Annotated in this window: 14 protein-coding genes; all 14 read left to right on the forward strand. The window is 54.1% G+C overall.

Annotated features, from left to right (window positions below; all coding sequences use genetic code 11):
- Positions 1 to 3: 3 nt before the first annotated feature.
- Positions 4 to 969 carry a GDP-L-fucose synthase gene (locus RTU33_RS12295; RefSeq protein ID WP_312627685.1) on the forward strand — a complete coding sequence of 322 codons (966 nt, stop codon included), beginning with the start codon at positions 4 to 6 and terminating at the stop codon, positions 967 to 969.
- A 3-nt stretch (positions 970 to 972) separates the two neighbouring features.
- Complete coding sequence (locus RTU33_RS12300; protein WP_312627686.1) at positions 973 to 1,452, forward strand: GDP-mannose mannosyl hydrolase; 480 nt, start codon at positions 973 to 975, stop codon at positions 1,450 to 1,452.
- Positions 1,449 to 2,693, forward strand: a complete 1,245-nt coding sequence (wcaI, locus tag RTU33_RS12305; RefSeq protein ID WP_312627687.1) for a colanic acid biosynthesis fucosyltransferase WcaI — start codon at positions 1,449 to 1,451, stop codon at positions 2,691 to 2,693. Before RTU33_RS12300 ends, wcaI begins: the two co-directional genes overlap by 4 nt.
- Positions 2,690 to 4,126, forward strand: coding sequence for a mannose-1-phosphate guanyltransferase (cpsB, locus tag RTU33_RS12310; RefSeq protein ID WP_312627689.1), 1,437 nt, complete (start codon positions 2,690 to 2,692; stop codon positions 4,124 to 4,126). Before wcaI ends, cpsB begins: the two co-directional genes overlap by 4 nt.
- A 146-nt stretch (positions 4,127 to 4,272) precedes the next feature.
- On the forward strand, positions 4,273 to 5,643 hold the full coding sequence (gene cpsG / locus RTU33_RS12315; RefSeq protein WP_312627690.1) for a colanic acid biosynthesis phosphomannomutase CpsG: 1,371 nt from the start codon (positions 4,273 to 4,275) through the stop codon (positions 5,641 to 5,643).
- Positions 5,644 to 5,825: 182 nt separating this feature from the next.
- Positions 5,826 to 7,220: an undecaprenyl-phosphate glucose phosphotransferase gene (gene wcaJ, locus RTU33_RS12320; protein ID WP_312627692.1), complete on the forward strand. Its 1,395-nt coding sequence runs from the start codon at positions 5,826 to 5,828 to the stop codon at positions 7,218 to 7,220.
- Positions 7,221 to 7,229: 9 nt separating this feature from the next.
- Positions 7,230 to 8,708 (forward strand): colanic acid undecaprenyl disphosphate flippase WzxC, encoded by a 1,479-nt coding sequence (gene wzxC / locus RTU33_RS12325; RefSeq protein ID WP_312627694.1) that lies wholly within the window; start codon positions 7,230 to 7,232, stop codon positions 8,706 to 8,708.
- Positions 8,709 to 8,854: 146 nt separating this feature from the next.
- Complete coding sequence (wcaK, locus tag RTU33_RS12330) at positions 8,855 to 10,135, forward strand: colanic acid biosynthesis pyruvyl transferase WcaK (protein ID WP_312627696.1); 1,281 nt, start codon at positions 8,855 to 8,857, stop codon at positions 10,133 to 10,135.
- On the forward strand, positions 10,132 to 11,352 hold the full coding sequence (wcaL, locus tag RTU33_RS12335; protein WP_312627698.1) for a colanic acid biosynthesis glycosyltransferase WcaL: 1,221 nt from the start codon (positions 10,132 to 10,134) through the stop codon (positions 11,350 to 11,352). Before wcaK ends, wcaL begins: the two co-directional genes overlap by 4 nt.
- 10 nt (positions 11,353 to 11,362) lie before the next feature.
- Positions 11,363 to 12,766 carry a colanic acid biosynthesis protein WcaM gene (gene wcaM, locus RTU33_RS12340; protein WP_312627701.1) on the forward strand — a complete coding sequence of 468 codons (1,404 nt, stop codon included), beginning with the start codon at positions 11,363 to 11,365 and terminating at the stop codon, positions 12,764 to 12,766.
- A gap of 145 nt (positions 12,767 to 12,911) precedes the next feature.
- Positions 12,912 to 13,805, forward strand: a complete 894-nt coding sequence (galF, locus tag RTU33_RS12345) for a UTP--glucose-1-phosphate uridylyltransferase GalF (protein ID WP_312627703.1) — start codon at positions 12,912 to 12,914, stop codon at positions 13,803 to 13,805.
- 354 nt (positions 13,806 to 14,159) lie between these two features.
- Positions 14,160 to 15,350, forward strand: coding sequence for a UDP-N-acetylglucosamine 4,6-dehydratase (locus tag RTU33_RS12350; RefSeq protein WP_312627705.1), 1,191 nt, complete (start codon positions 14,160 to 14,162; stop codon positions 15,348 to 15,350).
- A 15-nt stretch (positions 15,351 to 15,365) separates the two neighbouring features.
- Positions 15,366 to 16,508, forward strand: coding sequence for a LegC family aminotransferase (locus tag RTU33_RS12355; protein ID WP_312627707.1), 1,143 nt, complete (start codon positions 15,366 to 15,368; stop codon positions 16,506 to 16,508).
- A gap of 5 nt (positions 16,509 to 16,513) precedes the next feature.
- Positions 16,514 to 17,677, forward strand: coding sequence for a UDP-N-acetylglucosamine 2-epimerase (gene neuC / locus RTU33_RS12360; RefSeq protein ID WP_312627708.1), 1,164 nt, complete (start codon positions 16,514 to 16,516; stop codon positions 17,675 to 17,677).
- The last annotated feature ends 2 nt before the right edge of the window (positions 17,678 to 17,679 follow it).

Genomic DNA, 17,679 nt, shown 5'->3' on the forward strand with positions numbered 1-17,679 from the left:
TTAATGACTAAGCAACGTATTTTCGTCGCGGGCCACCGCGGCATGGTGGGGTCGGCGATTGAACGCCTGCTTGAACAGCGCGGTGATGTGGAGCTGGTTGTGCGCACCCGCGATGAGCTGAACCTGCTCGACAGCAAAGCGGTGAACAATTTCTTCGCTGAACAGCGTATCGACCAGGTGTATCTGGCGGCGGCGAAGGTCGGCGGGATCGTGGCGAATAACACGTTCCCGGCGGATTTCATCTACGAGAACATGATGATCGAGAGCAACATCATTCACGCAGCGCACATGCACAACGTGAACAAGCTGCTGTTCCTCGGGTCATCATGCATTTACCCGAAGATGGCGAAGCAGCCAATCCCGGAAAGCGAGCTGCTGCAGGGCACCCTTGAGGCGACCAACGAGCCGTATGCGATCGCTAAAATTGCCGGGATCAAGCTGTGCGAATCCTACAACCGTCAGCATAACCGCGACTACCGTTCGGTGATGCCGACCAACCTGTATGGCCCGCACGACAACTTCCACCCAAGTAATTCGCACGTGATCCCCGCGCTGCTGCGCCGTTTCCACGAAGCGACGCTGGAAAACGCCGCTGACGTGGTGGTGTGGGGCAGCGGCACGCCGATGCGTGAATTCCTTCACGTGGACGACATGGCCGCTGCCAGCATTCACGTGATGGAGCTGGACCGCGAGGTGTGGCAGGAAAACACCGAGCCGATGCTGTCGCACATTAACGTCGGCACCGGCGTGGACTGCACCATTCGCGAACTGGCGCAAACCATCGCCAAAGTGGTGGGCTACAAAGGGCGTGTGGTATTCGATGCGACTAAACCTGACGGCACGCCGCGCAAGCTGCTGGACGTTTCCCGCCTGCATCAGCTGGGCTGGTATCACGAAGTGACGCTGGAAGCGGGGCTTGCGAGCACGTACCAGTGGTTCCTTGAAAATCAGCATCGCTTCCGGGGGTAACGCATGTTTCTGAAGCCAGAAGATTTTGCCACCGTGGTGCGTTCCACGCCGCTCATCTCCATTGATTTGATTGTCGAGAACGCCCAGGGCGAATTTCTGCTCGGGAAACGCAATAACCGTCCGGCACAGGGCTTCTGGTTCGTGCCGGGCGGGCGAGTGCAGAAAGATGAGCGTCTCGCCGATGCCTTTACGCGCCTGACCGAAGCGGAACTGGGCATGAGCCTGCCGATGTCTGCGGGCGAGTTTTACGGCGTCTGGCAGCACTTCTATGACGACAACTTTTCCGGCACGGATTTCAGCACCCATTACGTGGTGCTGGGCTTTCGCCTGAAAGTGGACGGCAGCACGCTGAGGTTGCCTGACGATCAGCACAACGACTATCGCTGGCTGACGAAAGAGGCTCTGCTGGCGGCGGACAATGTGCACGCCAATAGCCGCGCCTACTTTCATGATGAAAAAACCACGGAGGCACCGCTTCTGTGAAAATTTTAGTGTACGGCATTAACTATTCTCCCGAACTGACGGGCATCGGCAAATACACCGGTGAAATGGTGGAGTGGATGGCGCAGCAGGGCCATGAAGTGCGCGTCATTACTGCGCCGCCTTACTACCCGCAGTGGCAGGTCGGTGAGCGTTACTCCGCCTGGCGCTATCGTCGCGAAGAGGGAGAGGCGACCGTCTGGCGCTGCCCGCTGTACGTGCCGAAACAGCCTTCGACGCTCAAGCGCCTGATTCACCTCGGCAGCTTTGCGCTCAGCAGCTTTTTCCCGCTGATGGCGCAGCGCAGCTGGAAGCCGGACCGCATCATCGGCGTGGTGCCGACGCTGTTTTGCACGCCGGGCATGCGCCTGCTGGCAAAACTTTCCGGTGCCCGCACGCTGTTGCATATTCAGGATTATGAAGTCGATGCGATGCTTGGCCTCGGCATGGCCGGAAAAGGTAAGGGCGGGGTGGTGGCGAAGCTTGCCAGCCGCTTTGAGCGCAGCGGCCTGCACGGCGTCGATAACGTCTCCACCATCTCGCGCTCAATGATCAATAAAGCGCAGGAGAAAGGCGTGGCGACGGACAAACTCATTTTCTTCCCGAACTGGTCGGAAGTGGCGCGTTTTCGCGACGTCAATCCAACCCAGGTCGCGGTGCTGCGTGAGCAGCTCGGTCTGCCCGCAGATCAAAAAATTGTGCTCTATTCCGGCAACATCGGCGAAAAGCAGGGGCTGGAAAACGTCGTGGCGGCAGCAGAGCAGCTTCAGGATAAACCCTGGCTGTTCGTGATTGTCGGCCAGGGCGGCGGCAAAGCGCGGCTGGAGAAACTTGTCGCCGAACGCGGATTGCGCAATGTGCGCTTCTTCCCGCTGCAGTCTTACGAAGCGTTACCCGCCTTGCTGAAAATGGCGGACTGTCATCTGGTCATCCAGAAGCGCGGCGCAGCGGACGCGGTGCTGCCGTCGAAGCTGACCAATATTCTTGCGGTAGGCGGCAATGCGGTGATTACCGCCGAAGCTGAAACCGAGCTTGGCCAGCTGTGTGAGGCGCATCCGGGCATTGCGGTCTGCGTGGAGCCGGAGTTGGTCACGGCGCTGGTCGACGGTATCGAACGCGCACTTGCCATGCCGCAGCACAACGCCATTGCGGCCGAGTACGCCGGGCGCACGCTCGAAAAATCGAACGTGCTGACACACTTTATCAACGCTATTTCGTCTAATGACGTCGGGGTTACGTTATGAGTCAGACTCAACTCTTTCCGGTAGTGATGGCCGGTGGCTCCGGCAGCCGTTTGTGGCCGCTCTCCCGGGTGCTTTATCCCAAACAGTTTCTGTGCCTGAAAGGCGAGCTGACCATGCTGCAGGCCACCATCAACCGCCTGAACGGCGTGGAGTGCGAAAGCCCGGTGGTTATCTGCAATGAGCAGCACCGTTTTATCGTCGCCGAACAGCTGCGCAAGCTGAACAAGCTTACCGAAAACATCATTCTGGAGCCTGCGGGTCGTAACACTGCTCCGGCGATTGCGCTGGCGGCGCTGGCTGCCCGTCGCAGCTGCCCGAACGGCGATCCGCTGATGCTGGTCCTCGCCGCTGACCACGTGATTCAGGATGAAGAAGCGTTCCGTCAGGCGGTACGCAATGCGGTGCCGTATGCTGAAAGCGGCAAGCTGGTGACCTTCGGGATCGTGCCGAACCTGCCGGAAACCGGCTACGGCTACATTCGGCGTGGCGAAGTCAGCCCGGGCGAAAAAGATGCCGTGGCGTTTGATGTCGCCCAGTTTGTTGAAAAACCGAATCTTGAGACCGCCCAGGCCTACGTCTCCGGCGGCGACTATTACTGGAACAGCGGCATGTTCCTGTTCCGCGCCGGGCGCTATCTGGAAGAACTCGGCAAATTCCGCCCGGACATTCTTCAGGCCTGCGAGCAGGCGATGAGCGTGGTGGATCCTGACCTTGATTTTGTCCGCGTCGACGAAGCCGCATTTCTGGCGTGCCCGGAAGAGTCCGTCGACTATGCCGTCATGGAGCGCACGGCGGATGCCGTCGTGGTGCCAATGGATGCGGGCTGGAGCGACGTGGGCTCCTGGTCTTCGCTGTGGGAAATCAGCAATCACACTTCCGAGGGCAACGTTCACCACGGCGATGTGATCAGCCACAAAACTGAAAACAGCTACGTGTATGCCGAGTCCGGGCTGGTAACCACCGTCGGCGTAAAAGATTTAGTTGTGGTGCAGACCAAAGACGCGGTGCTGATTGCCGACCGCAATGCGGTGCAGGACGTCAAAAAAGTGGTGGAAAAAATCAAGGCCGATGGCCGCCATGAGCACCACATTCACCGCGAAGTCTATCGCCCGTGGGGGAAATATGACTCCATCGATTCCGGCGAGCGCTATCAGGTGAAACGCATCACCGTCAAGCCTGGGGAAGGGCTGTCGGTGCAGATGCATCATCACCGCGCGGAGCACTGGATTATCGTGGCGGGCACCGCAAAGGTGACCATCAACGAGGAAGTGAAGCTGCTCGGCGAAAACGAATCTATCTACATTCCGCTGGGCGCCACGCACTGCCTGGAAAATCCCGGCAAGATCCCGCTCGACCTGATTGAGGTTCGCTCCGGATCGTATCTCGAAGAAGACGACATCGTGCGCTACGCCGACAGGTACGGGCGCGTGTAGCGCCTGAGTTGCCGGATGCGCGTTGCTTATCCGGCCTACAGACCGTAGGCCCGGTAAACGGAGCGCCACCGGGCAATAAATTCCACATCAATCAATAAGGCTCATGAAGAGTCAGGGCTGACTGCTGCCTGAAGAAGGGTAAAACGATGAATAAATTAACCTGTTTTAAAGCCTACGACATTCGCGGCAAGCTGGGTGAAGAGCTTAATGAAGACATTGCCTGGCGTATTGGCCGCGCCTACGGCGAATACCTGAAGCCGAAAACCATCGTGCTTGGCGGCGACGTTCGCCTGACCAGCGAATCCTTAAAAATGGCGCTGGCGAAGGGCCTGCGCGATGCAGGCGTTGACGTGCTGGATATTGGCCTGTCCGGTACCGAAGAGATCTATTTTGCCACCTTCCACCTTGGCGTAGACGGTGGGATTGAAGTTACCGCCAGCCACAACCCGATGGACTATAACGGCATGAAGCTGGTGCGCGAAGGCGCTCGCCCCATCAGCGGTGATACCGGTCTGCGCGACGTACAGCGCCTTGCGGAAGCTAACGACTTCCCGAAGGTTTCTGAATCACAGCGCGGCAGCTACCAAAAAATCGATCTGCGTAAAGCCTATATCGATCATCTGCTCGGCTATATCGACGTCGCCAACCTGAAGCCGCTGAAGCTGGTGATTAACTCCGGCAATGGCGCAGCGGGGCCGGTTATCGATGCGCTTGAAGCCCGCTTTAAGGCGCTGAATGTGCCCGTAACGTTTGTCAAAGTGCACAACACCCCGGACGGCAATTTCCCGAACGGTATTCCGAACCCGCTGCTGCCGGAGTGTCGCGACGATACCCGCAATGCGGTGATCGAGCACAAAGCAGACATGGGCATCGCTTTTGACGGTGACTTTGACCGCTGCTTCCTGTTCGACGAAAAAGGCCAGTTTATTGAGGGTTATTACATCGTCGGCCTGCTGGCGGCAGCCTTCCTCGAAAAACAGCCGGGCGAGCGCATCATCCACGATCCGCGTCTTTCGTGGAACACCGTGGACGTGGTTGAAGCGGCGGGCGGCACGCCGGTGATGTCGAAAACCGGGCACGCCTTTATCAAAGAACGCATGCGTCAGGAAGATGCCATCTACGGCGGCGAAATGAGCGCTCATCACTACTTCCGTGATTTTGCCTACTGCGACAGCGGGATGATCCCGTGGCTGCTGGTGACCGAGCTGCTGTGCCTGAAGGGCAAAACGCTCGGCGAACTGGTGCGTGACCGCATGGCGGCCTTCCCGGCGAGCGGGGAAATCAACAGCAAGCTGGCGGACCCGGGCACCTCTATTGCCCGCGTGGAGCAGCATTTCGCCGAACATGCGCTGGAGATTGACCGCACCGACGGCATCAGCCTGGCGTTTGCTGACTGGCGCTTCAATCTGCGTTCGTCGAACACCGAGCCGGTTGTGCGTCTGAACGTCGAGTCGCGCGGCGATGCTTCGCTGATGGAAGCCCGAACGAAGGACATTCTGGCGCTGCTGAATCAGTAACGTGTGGCCCCTCACCCCGGCCCTCTCCCCGGAGGGGCGAGGGGGAAGGTCAAGACCGGGATATGCTCCGGCTCGCTTTTTCAACTGTCATGACGAGTGAAAAAGCCTGATGCCTGTCCCGGTCCGTCCCCTCACCCTCAGGGGAGAGGGGGAGGGGAATGCTATCAACAACAGGAACAACGATGACAACTCTAAGAAAGCGCGAGAGAGCCAAAACGAATGCATCGTTAATCTCAATGGTGCAGCGGTTCTCCGACATAACCATTATGTTCGGCGGGCTGTGGGTGGTCTGCAAAGGGGCTGCACTGCCGTTTTCCTATCTGCATCTGCTGATGGCGCTGATTGCGCTGGTCGTTTTTCAGATGATTGGCGGAATGACAGATTTTTATCGCTCATGGCGCGGCGTGCGCATGACAACAGAACTGCTCTTACTCCTGCAAAACTGGACGTTAGCGCTGGTGCTTTGCGCCGGGGTGCTGGCGTTCAACACTGATTTTAATGACAGCTTCGCCCTGTGGCTTGCCTGGTACCTGCTGAGCACCTGTGGAATGGTGGCCTGTCGCGGCTTTATCCGCTTCGGCGTTGGCTGGCTGCGCAACCGTGGCTACAACATTCGCCAGGTGGCCGTTGCGGGCGATATGCCTGCCGGGCAGCTGTTGCTCGACAGCTTCCGCAACCAGCCCTGGCTGGGGTTTGAAGTGGTCGGCAGCTATCACGATCCGAAACCTGGCGGTGTGCACGCGGACTGGGCCGGGAACTATGAGCAACTGCTGGAAGACGCCCGCGCAGGCAAAATTCACAACGTCTATATAGCCCTGGCGATGCAGGAAGAAGCCTGCATCAAAGAGCTGGTACGCGAGCTGGCGGATACCACCTGCTCGGTGATCCTCATTCCGGACGTGTTTACCTTCAACATTCTCCATTCCCGCATCGATGAAGTGAACGGCGTGCCGGTGGTGCCGCTGTACGACACGCCGCTCTCCGGCCTGAACCGCGTGCTCAAGCGGGTGGAAGATATCGTGCTGTCGTCGCTGATTTTGCTGCTGATCTCCCCGGTGCTGGCCTGCATCGCGCTGGCCGTGAAGCTTACCTCACCGGGCCCGGTTATCTTCCGTCAGACCCGCTACGGCATGGACGGCAAGCCGATCAAGGTATGGAAGTTCCGTTCGATGCGAGTAATGGAGAACGATGCGGTGGTGACCCAGGCCACGCAAAACGATCCGCGCGTGACGCCGGTGGGGAACTTCCTGCGTCGTACCTCGCTTGATGAGCTGCCGCAGTTTATCAACGTGCTGACTGGCGGGATGTCCATCGTGGGCCCACGTCCGCATGCTGTGGCGCACAACGAAGAGTATCGCCAGCTGATTGAGGGCTACATGCTGCGCCATAAGGTGAAACCAGGTATTACCGGCTGGGCGCAAATCAACGGCTGGCGCGGGGAAACTGACACCCTCGAGAAAATGGAAAAGCGTATCGAATTCGACCTCGAATACATTCGCGAATGGAGCCTGTGGTTCGATATTCGTATTGTTTTCCTGACTATTTTCAAAGGCTTTGTTAACAAAGCAGCGTATTGAGGTAGCGGCATGAGCCTGAGAGAGAAAACCATCAGCGGGGCGAAGTGGTCCGCCATGGCGACCGTAATCATCATCGGCCTCGGGCTGGTGCAGATGACGGTGCTGGCGCGCATCATCGACAATCACCAGTTCGGGCTACTGACCGTGTCGCTGGTGATCATCGCCCTGGCCGATACGCTGTCGGATTTTGGTATCGCCAATTCGATTATCCAGCGCAAAGAAATCAGCCATCTCGAGCTGACCACGCTCTACTGGCTTAACGTTGGGCTCGGCATTGTGGTGTTTGTGCTGGTGTTTAGCCTGAGCGGTGCGATCGCAGACGTATTGCACAACCCGGATCTGGCGCCGTTGATGCGCACGCTGTCGTTTGCCTTTGTGGTGATCCCGCACGGGCAGCAGTTCCGCGCGCTGATGCAAAAGGAGCTGGAGTTCAACAAGATTGGCATGATTGAAACCTCCGCCGTGCTGGCGGGGTTCACCTTTACCGTGGTGAGCGCCCATTTCTGGCCGCTGGCGATGACGGCCATTCTGGGGTATCTGGTGAACAGCGCCGTGCGCACGCTGTTGTTCGGCTGGTTCGGGCGTCGGATTTACCGTCCGGGGCTGCATTTTTCGCTGGCCTCCGTGTCGTCTAACCTGCGCTTTGGCGCATGGCTTACGGCGGACAGCATCATTAACTACGTGAACACCAACCTTTCGACGCTGGTGCTGGCGCGCATTCTTGGTGCGAGCGTGGCGGGTGGATACAACCTCGCCTACAACGTCGCCGTTGTGCCGCCGATGAAGCTCAACCCGATTATCACCCGCGTGCTTTTCCCGGCGTTCGCCAAGATTCAGGACGACACCGCGAAGCTGCGCGTGAACTTTTACAAGCTGCTGTCGGTGGTGGGAATTATCAACTTCCCGGTGTTGCTGGGCCTGATGGTGGTCAGCAATAACGTGGTGCCGCTGGTGTTCGGTGAGAAGTGGGTCAGCATCATTCCGATTCTTCAGCTGCTGTGCGTGGTGGGCTTGCTGCGCTCGGTCGGCAATCCGATTGGCTCGCTGCTGATGGCGAAAGCCCGCGTGGACATCAGCTTCAAGTTCAACGTCTTTAAAACCTTCCTGTTTATTCCGGCGATTATCGTCGGCGGCCACCTGGCGGGTGCGCTGGGCGTGACGCTCGGCTTTCTGCTGGTGCAGATCATCAATACCGTTCTCAGCTACTTCGTGATGATCAAGCCGGTGCTGGGATCGAGCTACCGGGAGTACATCCTGAGCCTGTGGCTGCCGTTTTACCTGTCGCTGCCAACGCTGGCGGTGAGCTACGGGCTTGGCGTGGCGCTTAACGGCGAACTGCCGCTGCCGTTGCTGCTGGCGGTACAGATTGCCGCGGGCGCGGCGTCGTTCGCACTGATGATTGTCTTCTCGCGGCATCCTCTGGTGCTGGAGATGAAACGCCAGCTGTGCCGCAGTGAAAAAATGAAAATGCTGCTTCGTGCAGGTTAATGCATTCTGCCCCTCACCCTAACCCTCTCCCCAAAGGGGAGAGGGAACTGTCCGGCAACGCGTTTAACCTGCAGCCCGGAACGTCTTTTCTCCCTCGCCCCTTTGGGGAGAGGGCGGGGTGAGGGGAATATTTGATGAGGTCACATATGAAATTACTGATTCTTGGCAACCATACCTGCGGTAACCGCGGCGACAGCGCTATTTTAAGGGGTTTGCTGGATGCCATTCACACCCTCAATCCGGACGCTGAAGTGGACGTGATGAGCCGCTACCCGGTCAGCTCTTCGTGGCTGCTGAACCGCCCGGTAATGGGCGATCCGCTCTATACCCAGATGAAACAGCACAACAGCGCCGCGGGCGTGATGGGCCGCGTGAAAAAAGTGCTCCGTCGCCGTTATCAGCATCAGGTGCTGCTTTCCCGGGTGACCGACAGCGGTAAGCTGCGCAATATTGCCATTGCCCAGGGCTTTACCGATTTTGTTCGTCTGCTGGGTAACTATGACGCGATCGTTCAGGTTGGCGGCTCATTCTTTGTCGATCTCTATGGCGCACCGCAGTTTGAGCATGCGCTCTGCACGTTTATGGCGAAAAAACCGCTCTACATGATTGGGCACAGCGTCGGGCCGTTCCAGGATCCGCAGTTTAACCAACTGGCTAACTACGTATTCGGCCAGTGCGATGCGCTGATCCTGCGCGAGTCCGTCAGCCTGAATATGATGGAGCGCAGCGACATCACCACGGCCAAAGTTGAGCAGGGCGTGGATACGGCCTGGCTGGTCGATCACCACGATGATGATTTCACCGCCAGCTATGCCGTTGAACACTGGCTGAACAAAATTGGTCAGCAGAAAGCGGTTGCGGTCACGCTGCGTGAGCTTGCCCCGTTTGATAAACGTCTGGGCACGACGCAGCAGGCTTATGAAGAAGCGTTTGCCGGCGTGGTTAATCGTATTATCGATGCGGGCTATCAGGTGATTGCGCTCTCCACCTGCACCGGGATTGACAGCTACAACAAAGATGACCGCATGGTGGCGCTGAACCTGCAAAAGCACATCAGTCACCCGGCGAAATATCATGTGGTGATGGATGAACTCAACGATCTGGAGATGGGCAAAATCCTGGGGGCCTGTGAGCTTACCGTTGGTACGCGCCTGCATTCGGCCATTATCTCGATGAACTTCAATACCCCGGCGATTGCCATCAACTATGAGCACAAATCCGCCGGGATTATGCAGCAGCTGGGCATGCCTGAAATGGCGATAGACATTCGTCATCTGCTTGACGGCAGCCTGGAGGCGATGGTGGCGGATACGCTGGGTCAGCTTCCGGCCATCAACGAACGCCTGCGCATTGCGGTGAAGGCTGAACGTGCGAACGGGATGCAGATGGTGAAATCCGTGCTTGACCGAATCGGGGAGGAGAAATGAAGGTTGGTTTCTTCCTGCTAAAATTCCCGCTGTCGTCAGAAACTTTCGTTTTAAACCAGATCGTGGCGTTCATTGAGATGGGATATGAAGTGGAGATTGTCGCGCTGCTGAAGGGCGATATGACGAATACCCATGAAGCATTTACGCGCTACGGCCTGGCGCAGAAAACCCGCTGGCTGCAGGATGAGCCAGTGGGGAAGCTGGCAAAATTACGCTACCGGGCGCTTAACACCCTGAAGGGGCTGTATCGTACAGCCACCTGGCAGGCGCTGAACGCCAGCCGCTACGGGCATGAAGCCCGCCATCTGATCCTTTCGTCGATTACGGCACAAAATCCCCGACCTTTTCAGGCTGACGTGTTTATCGCCCACTTTGGCCCGGCGGGCGTGACCGCCGCCAAGCTAAGGGAACTGGGCGTGCTGCGGGGAAAAATCGCCACCGTCTTTCACGGAATTGATATCTCCAGCCGTGATGTGCTCAGCCATTACACCTCTGAGTATCAACAGCTGTTTCATCGCGGTGACGTGATGCTGCCAATCAGCGATTTGTGGGCCAGACGCCTGCGCACGATGGGCTGTCCGGACGAGAAAATTGTCGTGTCGCGCATGGGCGTCAATATGGAACGTTTTACGCTGCGGCCGGTGAAAACGCCGGATGACACTTTACAGATCATTTCCGTCGCACGACTGACGGAGAAGAAAGGGCTGCATGTGGCAATCGAGGCCTGTCGTCAGCTGAAATCGCGCGGCATGCGCTTTAAGTACAGGATCCTCGGTATTGGGCCCTGGGAGCGCCGTCTGCGCACGCTCATTGAGCAGTATCAGCTGGAAGATGTGGTTGAAATGCCGGGCTTCAAGCCAAGCCATGAGGTGAAGGCTATGCTCGACGACGCTGATGTATTCCTGCTGCCGTCGGTGACCGGTGCGGACGGGGATATGGAAGGGATCCCGGTGGCGCTGATGGAAGCGATGGCGGTCGGCATTCCGGTCGTCTCAACGCTACACAGCGGCATTCCTGAGCTGATAGATGCAGGGGAGTCCGGCTGGCTGGTGCCAGAGAATGATGCCGCCGCGCTGGCCGACAGGCTTCAGGTGCTGGGTAAGGTTGAAGATCATACGTTGCAGCCCGTCGTCGCCAAAGCGCGCGCCAAAGTCGAAGCTGATTTTAACCAGCAGGTGATTAACTCTCAGTTAGCCAGCCTGCTGCAAACGCTGTAAGCGAGGTCGCATGACGGATAAAAAGTACTCCCTTTCACGACGTGCCTTCCTTGGCTCCGGCTCCGCGCTGGCCGTATTGCCACTCCTCAATAGTCGTGCAGTTCGGGCGGTAGAGAAAACGTCTGCTGCGGATATTCGTCGTTTCAATTCCGCTAACGACTGGGTTCGTGCCTTCAACGATGCGTTCACAGCGAGCGATGTGGTGCAGGTCCCGCAAGGCGTGGTCTGCGACAACATCAATACCGGTATTATCATTCCACCGGGCAAAACCCTGCAAATTGACGGCGTGCTGAAAGGCAACGGGCGCGGGCGATTTGCGCTCCAGGACGGCTGTAAAATCATCGGTAACGGTGGACGCCTGAACAACCTTTGCCTGGACGTTCGCGGGTCCGACTGCGTGATTCAGGGGGTGACCCTGAGCGGATACGGCCCGCTGGCGCAGATTTTTATCGGCGGCAAAGATAAACGCACCATGCGCAATTTGCTGATTGATAACATCACGGTGACCGAGGCTAATTACGGCATCCTGCGCCAGGGATTCCACAATCAATTCGACGGCGTAAGAATCACCAACGGACGCTTCACGAAGTTGCAGGGTGACGCCATCGAATGGAACGTGGCGATCAACGACAAGAACATCCTTATTTCTGACCACGTCATCGATGACATCAACTGTACTAACGGTAAAATCAACTGGGGCATCGGCATAGGACTTGCGGGCAGCACGTATGACAACGGCTATCCCGAAGGACAGACGGTGAAGAACTTTGTGGTTGCCAACATCACCGGCAGCAACTGCCGTCAGCTGGTGCATGTGGAAAACGGCAAACACTTTATTATCCGGAATGTCAAAGCCCGTAATATCACTCCTGAGTTCAGTAAAAAGGCGGGGATTGATAATGCGACGGTAGCCATTTATGGCTGTGATAATTTCATTATTGATAATGTCAATATGGTGAATAGCGCCGGGATGCTGATTGGCTACGGAGTGATCAAGGGTAACTACCTCTCAATCCCACAAAATTTCCGCCTCAATGATGTTCAGATGGATAACACGACGCTGCCGTACAAGCTGCGGGGGATCCAGATTTCTTCCGGCAACGCGCAATCGTTCGTCTCCATTACCAATCTTAACCTGAAGCGAGCCTCGCTGGAGCTGCACAATAAACCGCAGCATCTCTTTATACGCAATATCAATGTGATGCAGGATGCTGAACGGGGGCCTGCGCTATCGATGAACTTCGATTTACGCAAGGATGTGCGAGGCAAGTTCATGGCGAAAGAGGACACGCTGCTGTCGCTGGCGAACATTAAGGCGGTGAATGAAAAGGGCCAGCGATCGGTGGATATCGACCGGGTGGATCAGCAGGTGGTGAATACCAACCGGTTAAACTTCCAGCTACCGGGGAAATAAATACGACGATTCCTGGTAAGCGAAGATAACTATCAGATTAACCCTGAAGTTTTATAAAATTCTGCCAGGTATCATCAAAAAAACATGCTGGATAAAACGTTCCGACTGGCTATAATTCTCGAACCATTCATAGGTGGACATGATAATGATTAATTTGAAAGCAGTTATTCCGGTAGCGGGCCTCGGGATGCATATGCTTCCTGCCACCAAGGCCATTCCTAAAGAAATGCTGCCGATCGTTGACAAGCCGATGATTCAGTACATTGTCGACGAGGTTGTTGCTGCAGGGATCAAAGAAATCGTCCTGGTTACTCATGCGTCAAAGAATGCAGTTGAAAACCACTTCGACACCTCTTATGAACTTGAGTCACTGCTGGAACAGCGCGTTAAGCGCCAGCTGCTGGCGGAAGTGCAGGCCATCTGCCCGCCGGGTGTGACCATCATGAACGTGCGTCAGGCACAGCCTCTTGGCTTAGGCCACTCCATTCTTTGTGCGCGCCCGATCGTTGGCGACAACCCGTTTGTGGTTGTGCTGCCGGATATCGTGCTCGATAACGCCACCGCCGATCCTCTGCGCTATAACCTCGCTGCAATGGTTGCCCGCTTTAGCGAAACGGGCCGCAGCCAGGTGCTGGCAAAACATATGGATGGCGATCTGCGTGAATACTCGATTATCAAAACCAAAGAGCCGCTGGACGTAGAAGGTAAAATCAGCCGTATTGTTGATTTTATCGAGAAGCCCGATCAGCCACAAACGCTGGATTCCGACCTGATGGCGGTAGGGCGCTATGTGCTTTCAGCGGATATCTGGGCCGAGCTCGAGAAAACCGAGCCGGGTGCCTGGGGTCGCGTACAGCTAACAGACGCGATTGCTGAACTGGCGAAGAAACAATCCGTTGATGCAATGCAGATGACCGGCGAAAGCTACGACTGCGGCAAAAAAATGGGCTACATGCAGGCATTCGTTCAGTACGGGCTGCGCAACCTGAAAGAGGGCGCTAAGTTCCGGGAAAGTATCAAGAAGCTGCTGGTCGACTAGTTTATGAGGCACGATGTGCCTGATTAAACGGCAGGGGAGGTCATGGTGCGGTTAGCGCGCACTTGTGGCACCTTTGCCGTTTTTTGTTTTTAAAATCAATGAATAAGCATTCCCTTTGCAGTTTGTTTTTGTGTTCGAAAAGTGGGATTTACCCTTGTTTTGAGTCCTGATTCGGACGACAATATTGGATTACATTTTTCTGCTATCAGTCTCCTTTTAGGCTGATGAGATGGCAGGGAGTCTAACTTTACGTGCAGTGTACTGGTAGCTGTTGAGCCAGGGGCGGTAGCGTATATATTTTTTGTCATGACTAAATGGTTTAACCTAACCACTCTTAATTAACTGGGCCAAAACATGGATAATATCCTTCAACTCATTGGACGCACTAAAGCACTGTTTAGTGAAGATGTTTCAGGAAATAAAAAAGAATTAAAACGAATTGTTTCCTCATCCCGTTTTCTCGTCTTAGGTGGTGCCGGGTCAATTGGTCAGGCGGTGACTAAAGAAATTTTTAAGCGCAACCCTCTAAAACTTCATGTTGTTGATATCAGTGAAAACAATATGGTTGAATTGGTGCGCGATATCCGAAGCTCATTTGGGTATATTGATGGTGATTTTCAGACTTTTGCGCTAGATATTGGCTCGACGGAATATGATGCGTTCATCAAGTCCGATGGAAAATATGACTACGTATTAAACCTTTCAGCATTAAAACATGTTCGTAGTGAAAAAGATCCATTTACATTGATGCGCATGATTGAGGTAAATATCCTCAATACAGATAAAACAATTGAACAGTCTATTGCAGCAGGCGTAAAAAAATTCTTCTGCGTATCAACGGATAAAGCGGCAAATCCAGTAAATATGATGGGGGCATCTAAACGCATTATGGAGATGTTCCTGATGCGCAAAAGCGAAAAAATAGCTATCTCTACCGCTCGATTTGCCAATGTTGCTTTCTCTGACGGTTCTTTGCTGCATGGTTTTAACCAGCGCATCCAAAAACAGCAACCACTGGTGGCACCAAACGACATCAAACGTTACTTTGTCACTCCGCAGGAGTCGGGAGAGCTTTGCCTGATGTCATGTATCTTCGGTAATAATCGCGACATATTTTTCCCGAAACTGAGTGAAGCTCTCCACTTGATCTCATTTGCAGATATCGCAGTACTATATTTAAAACAGCGTGGATATGAACCTCATCTTTGTGAAAGCGAGGATGAGGCGCGTGAACTGGCTAAGACATTACCAGCTCAGGGGAAGTGGCCGTGCCTGTTTACCTCGAGTGATACAACTGGTGAGAAGGATTTCGAAGAGTTTTTCACCGATAAAGAAACGCTTGATATGGAGCGATTTATTAATCTGGGCATCATTAAGAATGAGCCCCTTTATGATCCAATGTTGTTGTCTCACTTTGAAGAGAAAATTCAGGAGATGAAGACATCTCTTGAGTGGAGTAAGGAAGATATTGTTAAACTGTTTTTTGAAATGATTCCAGATTTTGGGCATAAAGAAACGGGTAAGTATCTCGACAGCAAAATGTAAGCAAGGCACTCTCGAATGAATATTAGTTCTATTATCGAATTTGTTCGCGACGTATACAAAACGGAAGAGTTTATTCCATTGCATGCGCCTGTCTTTAATGGCAACGAAAAAAAATACGTACTGGATACTTTAGATAGCACGTTCGTTTCTAGCGTCGGTAAATATGTTGATGACTTCGAACGTAAAATGGAAGCATACACAGGGACTGCGCGTGCAGTCGCTACAGTAAATGGCACTGCGGCACTAAGTGCCGCTCTGTATCTTGCTGGAGTTAAACGTGGCGACTTAGTCATAACTCAGGCCCTGACTTTCGTTGCGACCTGTAACGCGCTTTACCATCTGGGAGCTGAACCAGTCTTTACTGATGTCTCACCGGTAAGCCTCGGACTTTGCCCTAAGGCTTTAGATAACTGGTTGAGTGAAAATACTGAGCTTACAGAACAGGGTTGTGTTCACCGCAAAACGCGACAGGCTGTCCGTGCGGTTGTCCCTATGCATACATTTGGACATCCGGTTGAGTTAGATGAATTGATCGCCATTTGCCAAAAGTGGAGCATCATTCTTATTGAGGATGCTGCCGAAAGCTTGGGTTCTTTCTACAAAGGCAGACATACCGGTACGCTTGGTGAATATGGAGCTCTAAGTTTTAATGGTAATAAAATTATTACCACGGGGGGCGGCGGCATGGTCTTCTGCCGTTCTCCGGAGGCAGGAGTGCGTGCGAAGCATGTGACCACGACGGCAAAAGTTCCGCATCCCTATGAGTTTTATCATGACGAACCTGGCTTCAATTATCGCATGCCAAACCTCAACGCAGCCCTCGGTTGTGGGCAGATGGAACGACTTGATTCGTTCCTGAAGCAAAAACGCGTTCTGGCTCAGCGTTATGAAGAATTCTTTGCGGGGTCAGAGCTTAGCTTCGTAAAAGAACCTGAATATGCCCAGTCCAATTACTGGCTGAATGCTGTCATTTGTGAGAATGCTGATGCGCGTGATGCCTTACTTGCTCAAATGAATGAAGCAAAAGTTATGGCTCGCCCAATATGGAAATTGATGCATCGCTTGCCAATGTTTGAAAATGCATTAAGGGATGACCTGAAACATTCAGAACGAATTGAAGCACAATTGGTTAATTTACCAAGCTCACCGGTGGAATGAATTTGATGGTTACAGCAAAACGCAAAGTCGCGGTATTCACAGGAACGCGTGCTGAATACGGATTGCTATACTGGCTAATGAAAGACATTCAGAATGACAAGGAACTGGAGCTTCAGCTCCTTGTCAGCGGAATGCATCTTTCTCCAGAATTTGGTAGTACCTGGCAACAGATCGAGAAAGATGGATTTAAAATCGATGAGAAGATTGAAATTTTGCTCTCGTCTGATTCGTCCGTAGGAACTGCAAAAAGTATGGGTTTGGGCGTGTTGGGCTTTACTGATGCTCTGGCTCGATTGCAGCCAGATGTTTTGGTTATTCTCGGCGACCGTTTCGAAGCTCTGGCGGCGGCGCAAACTGCGATGATCCTCCGTATCCCCGTTTTGCACCTGCATGGTGGAGAAATTACGGAAGGGGCATATGATGATGCGATCAGACATGCCATAACAAAATTAAGTTATCTCCATGGTACATCTACGGAAGAATATAAACGGCGGGTAATTCAGTTGGGGGAGGACCCCAGCCGCGTAGAAAATGTGGGAGCAATTGGCTTAGATTACTTATCGCGCGGCAGTTTTATGGCCGTGTCAGAGCTCGCCTCCTCGCTTAATTTTCCTTTAAAACAGCCTTATCTGTTGGTGACCTATCATCCTGTGACACTAAGTCATGAGCCTGCGGAGGAAAGTTTTGAAGCGCTTCTGGCTGCTTTGGATGAATTCAAGAACTATCAGATTCTTTTGACTTACCCAAATGCAGATGATGGCGGGCGAAAAATCATTCCGCTGCTTGAGGCTTATGCAGCTAAACATCCGCAGAGAGTACTGGCCATTCCATCATTAGGGCAGGTTCGTTACCTCAGCGCAGTCAAGCATTCAGCTGCGGTTATTGGTAATTCATCAAGTGGGATAATTGAAGTTCCTGCATTTAACGTACCGACAGTAGATATTGGTGAAAGGCAAAAAGGGCGTTTGGCTGCCAAAAGTGTCTTACATTGCGATGCCACCAAGGAGTCTATCTATGAGGCACTGAAAGCGGCAATCAATCGCACTTACATGCAGCGGGATGAGATTATCTCCAATCCCTATGGGCAAGGCGATGCAAGCACCAAAGTGATTAAAATGATTAAGTCCCTGCGATTTAATCCAAGTAAGAAATTCTACGACATTAAGTGAAA

It is taken from the genome of Scandinavium sp., assembly GCF_032012665.1.
Lineage (GTDB): Bacteria > Pseudomonadota > Gammaproteobacteria > Enterobacterales > Enterobacteriaceae > Scandinavium.

Coding starts and splice junctions, on each gene's coding strand:
- neuC (WP_312627708.1), top strand. CDS start 16,514: ATGGTTACAGCAAAACGCAAAGTCGCGGTATTCACAGGAACGCGTGCT.
- cpsG (WP_312627690.1), top strand. CDS start 4,273: ATGAATAAATTAACCTGTTTTAAAGCCTACGACATTCGCGGCAAGCTG.
- wcaL (WP_312627698.1), top strand. CDS start 10,132: ATGAAGGTTGGTTTCTTCCTGCTAAAATTCCCGCTGTCGTCAGAAACT.
- galF (WP_312627703.1), top strand. CDS start 12,912: ATGATTAATTTGAAAGCAGTTATTCCGGTAGCGGGCCTCGGGATGCAT.
- wzxC (WP_312627694.1), top strand. CDS start 7,230: ATGAGCCTGAGAGAGAAAACCATCAGCGGGGCGAAGTGGTCCGCCATG.
- cpsB (WP_312627689.1), top strand. CDS start 2,690: ATGAGTCAGACTCAACTCTTTCCGGTAGTGATGGCCGGTGGCTCCGGC.
- wcaM (WP_312627701.1), top strand. CDS start 11,363: ATGACGGATAAAAAGTACTCCCTTTCACGACGTGCCTTCCTTGGCTCC.
- wcaJ (WP_312627692.1), top strand. CDS start 5,826: ATGACAACTCTAAGAAAGCGCGAGAGAGCCAAAACGAATGCATCGTTA.
- RTU33_RS12295 (WP_312627685.1), top strand. CDS start 4: ATGACTAAGCAACGTATTTTCGTCGCGGGCCACCGCGGCATGGTGGGG.
- RTU33_RS12350 (WP_312627705.1), top strand. CDS start 14,160: ATGGATAATATCCTTCAACTCATTGGACGCACTAAAGCACTGTTTAGT.
- RTU33_RS12355 (WP_312627707.1), top strand. CDS start 15,366: ATGAATATTAGTTCTATTATCGAATTTGTTCGCGACGTATACAAAACG.
- RTU33_RS12300 (WP_312627686.1), top strand. CDS start 973: ATGTTTCTGAAGCCAGAAGATTTTGCCACCGTGGTGCGTTCCACGCCG.
- wcaK (WP_312627696.1), top strand. CDS start 8,855: ATGAAATTACTGATTCTTGGCAACCATACCTGCGGTAACCGCGGCGAC.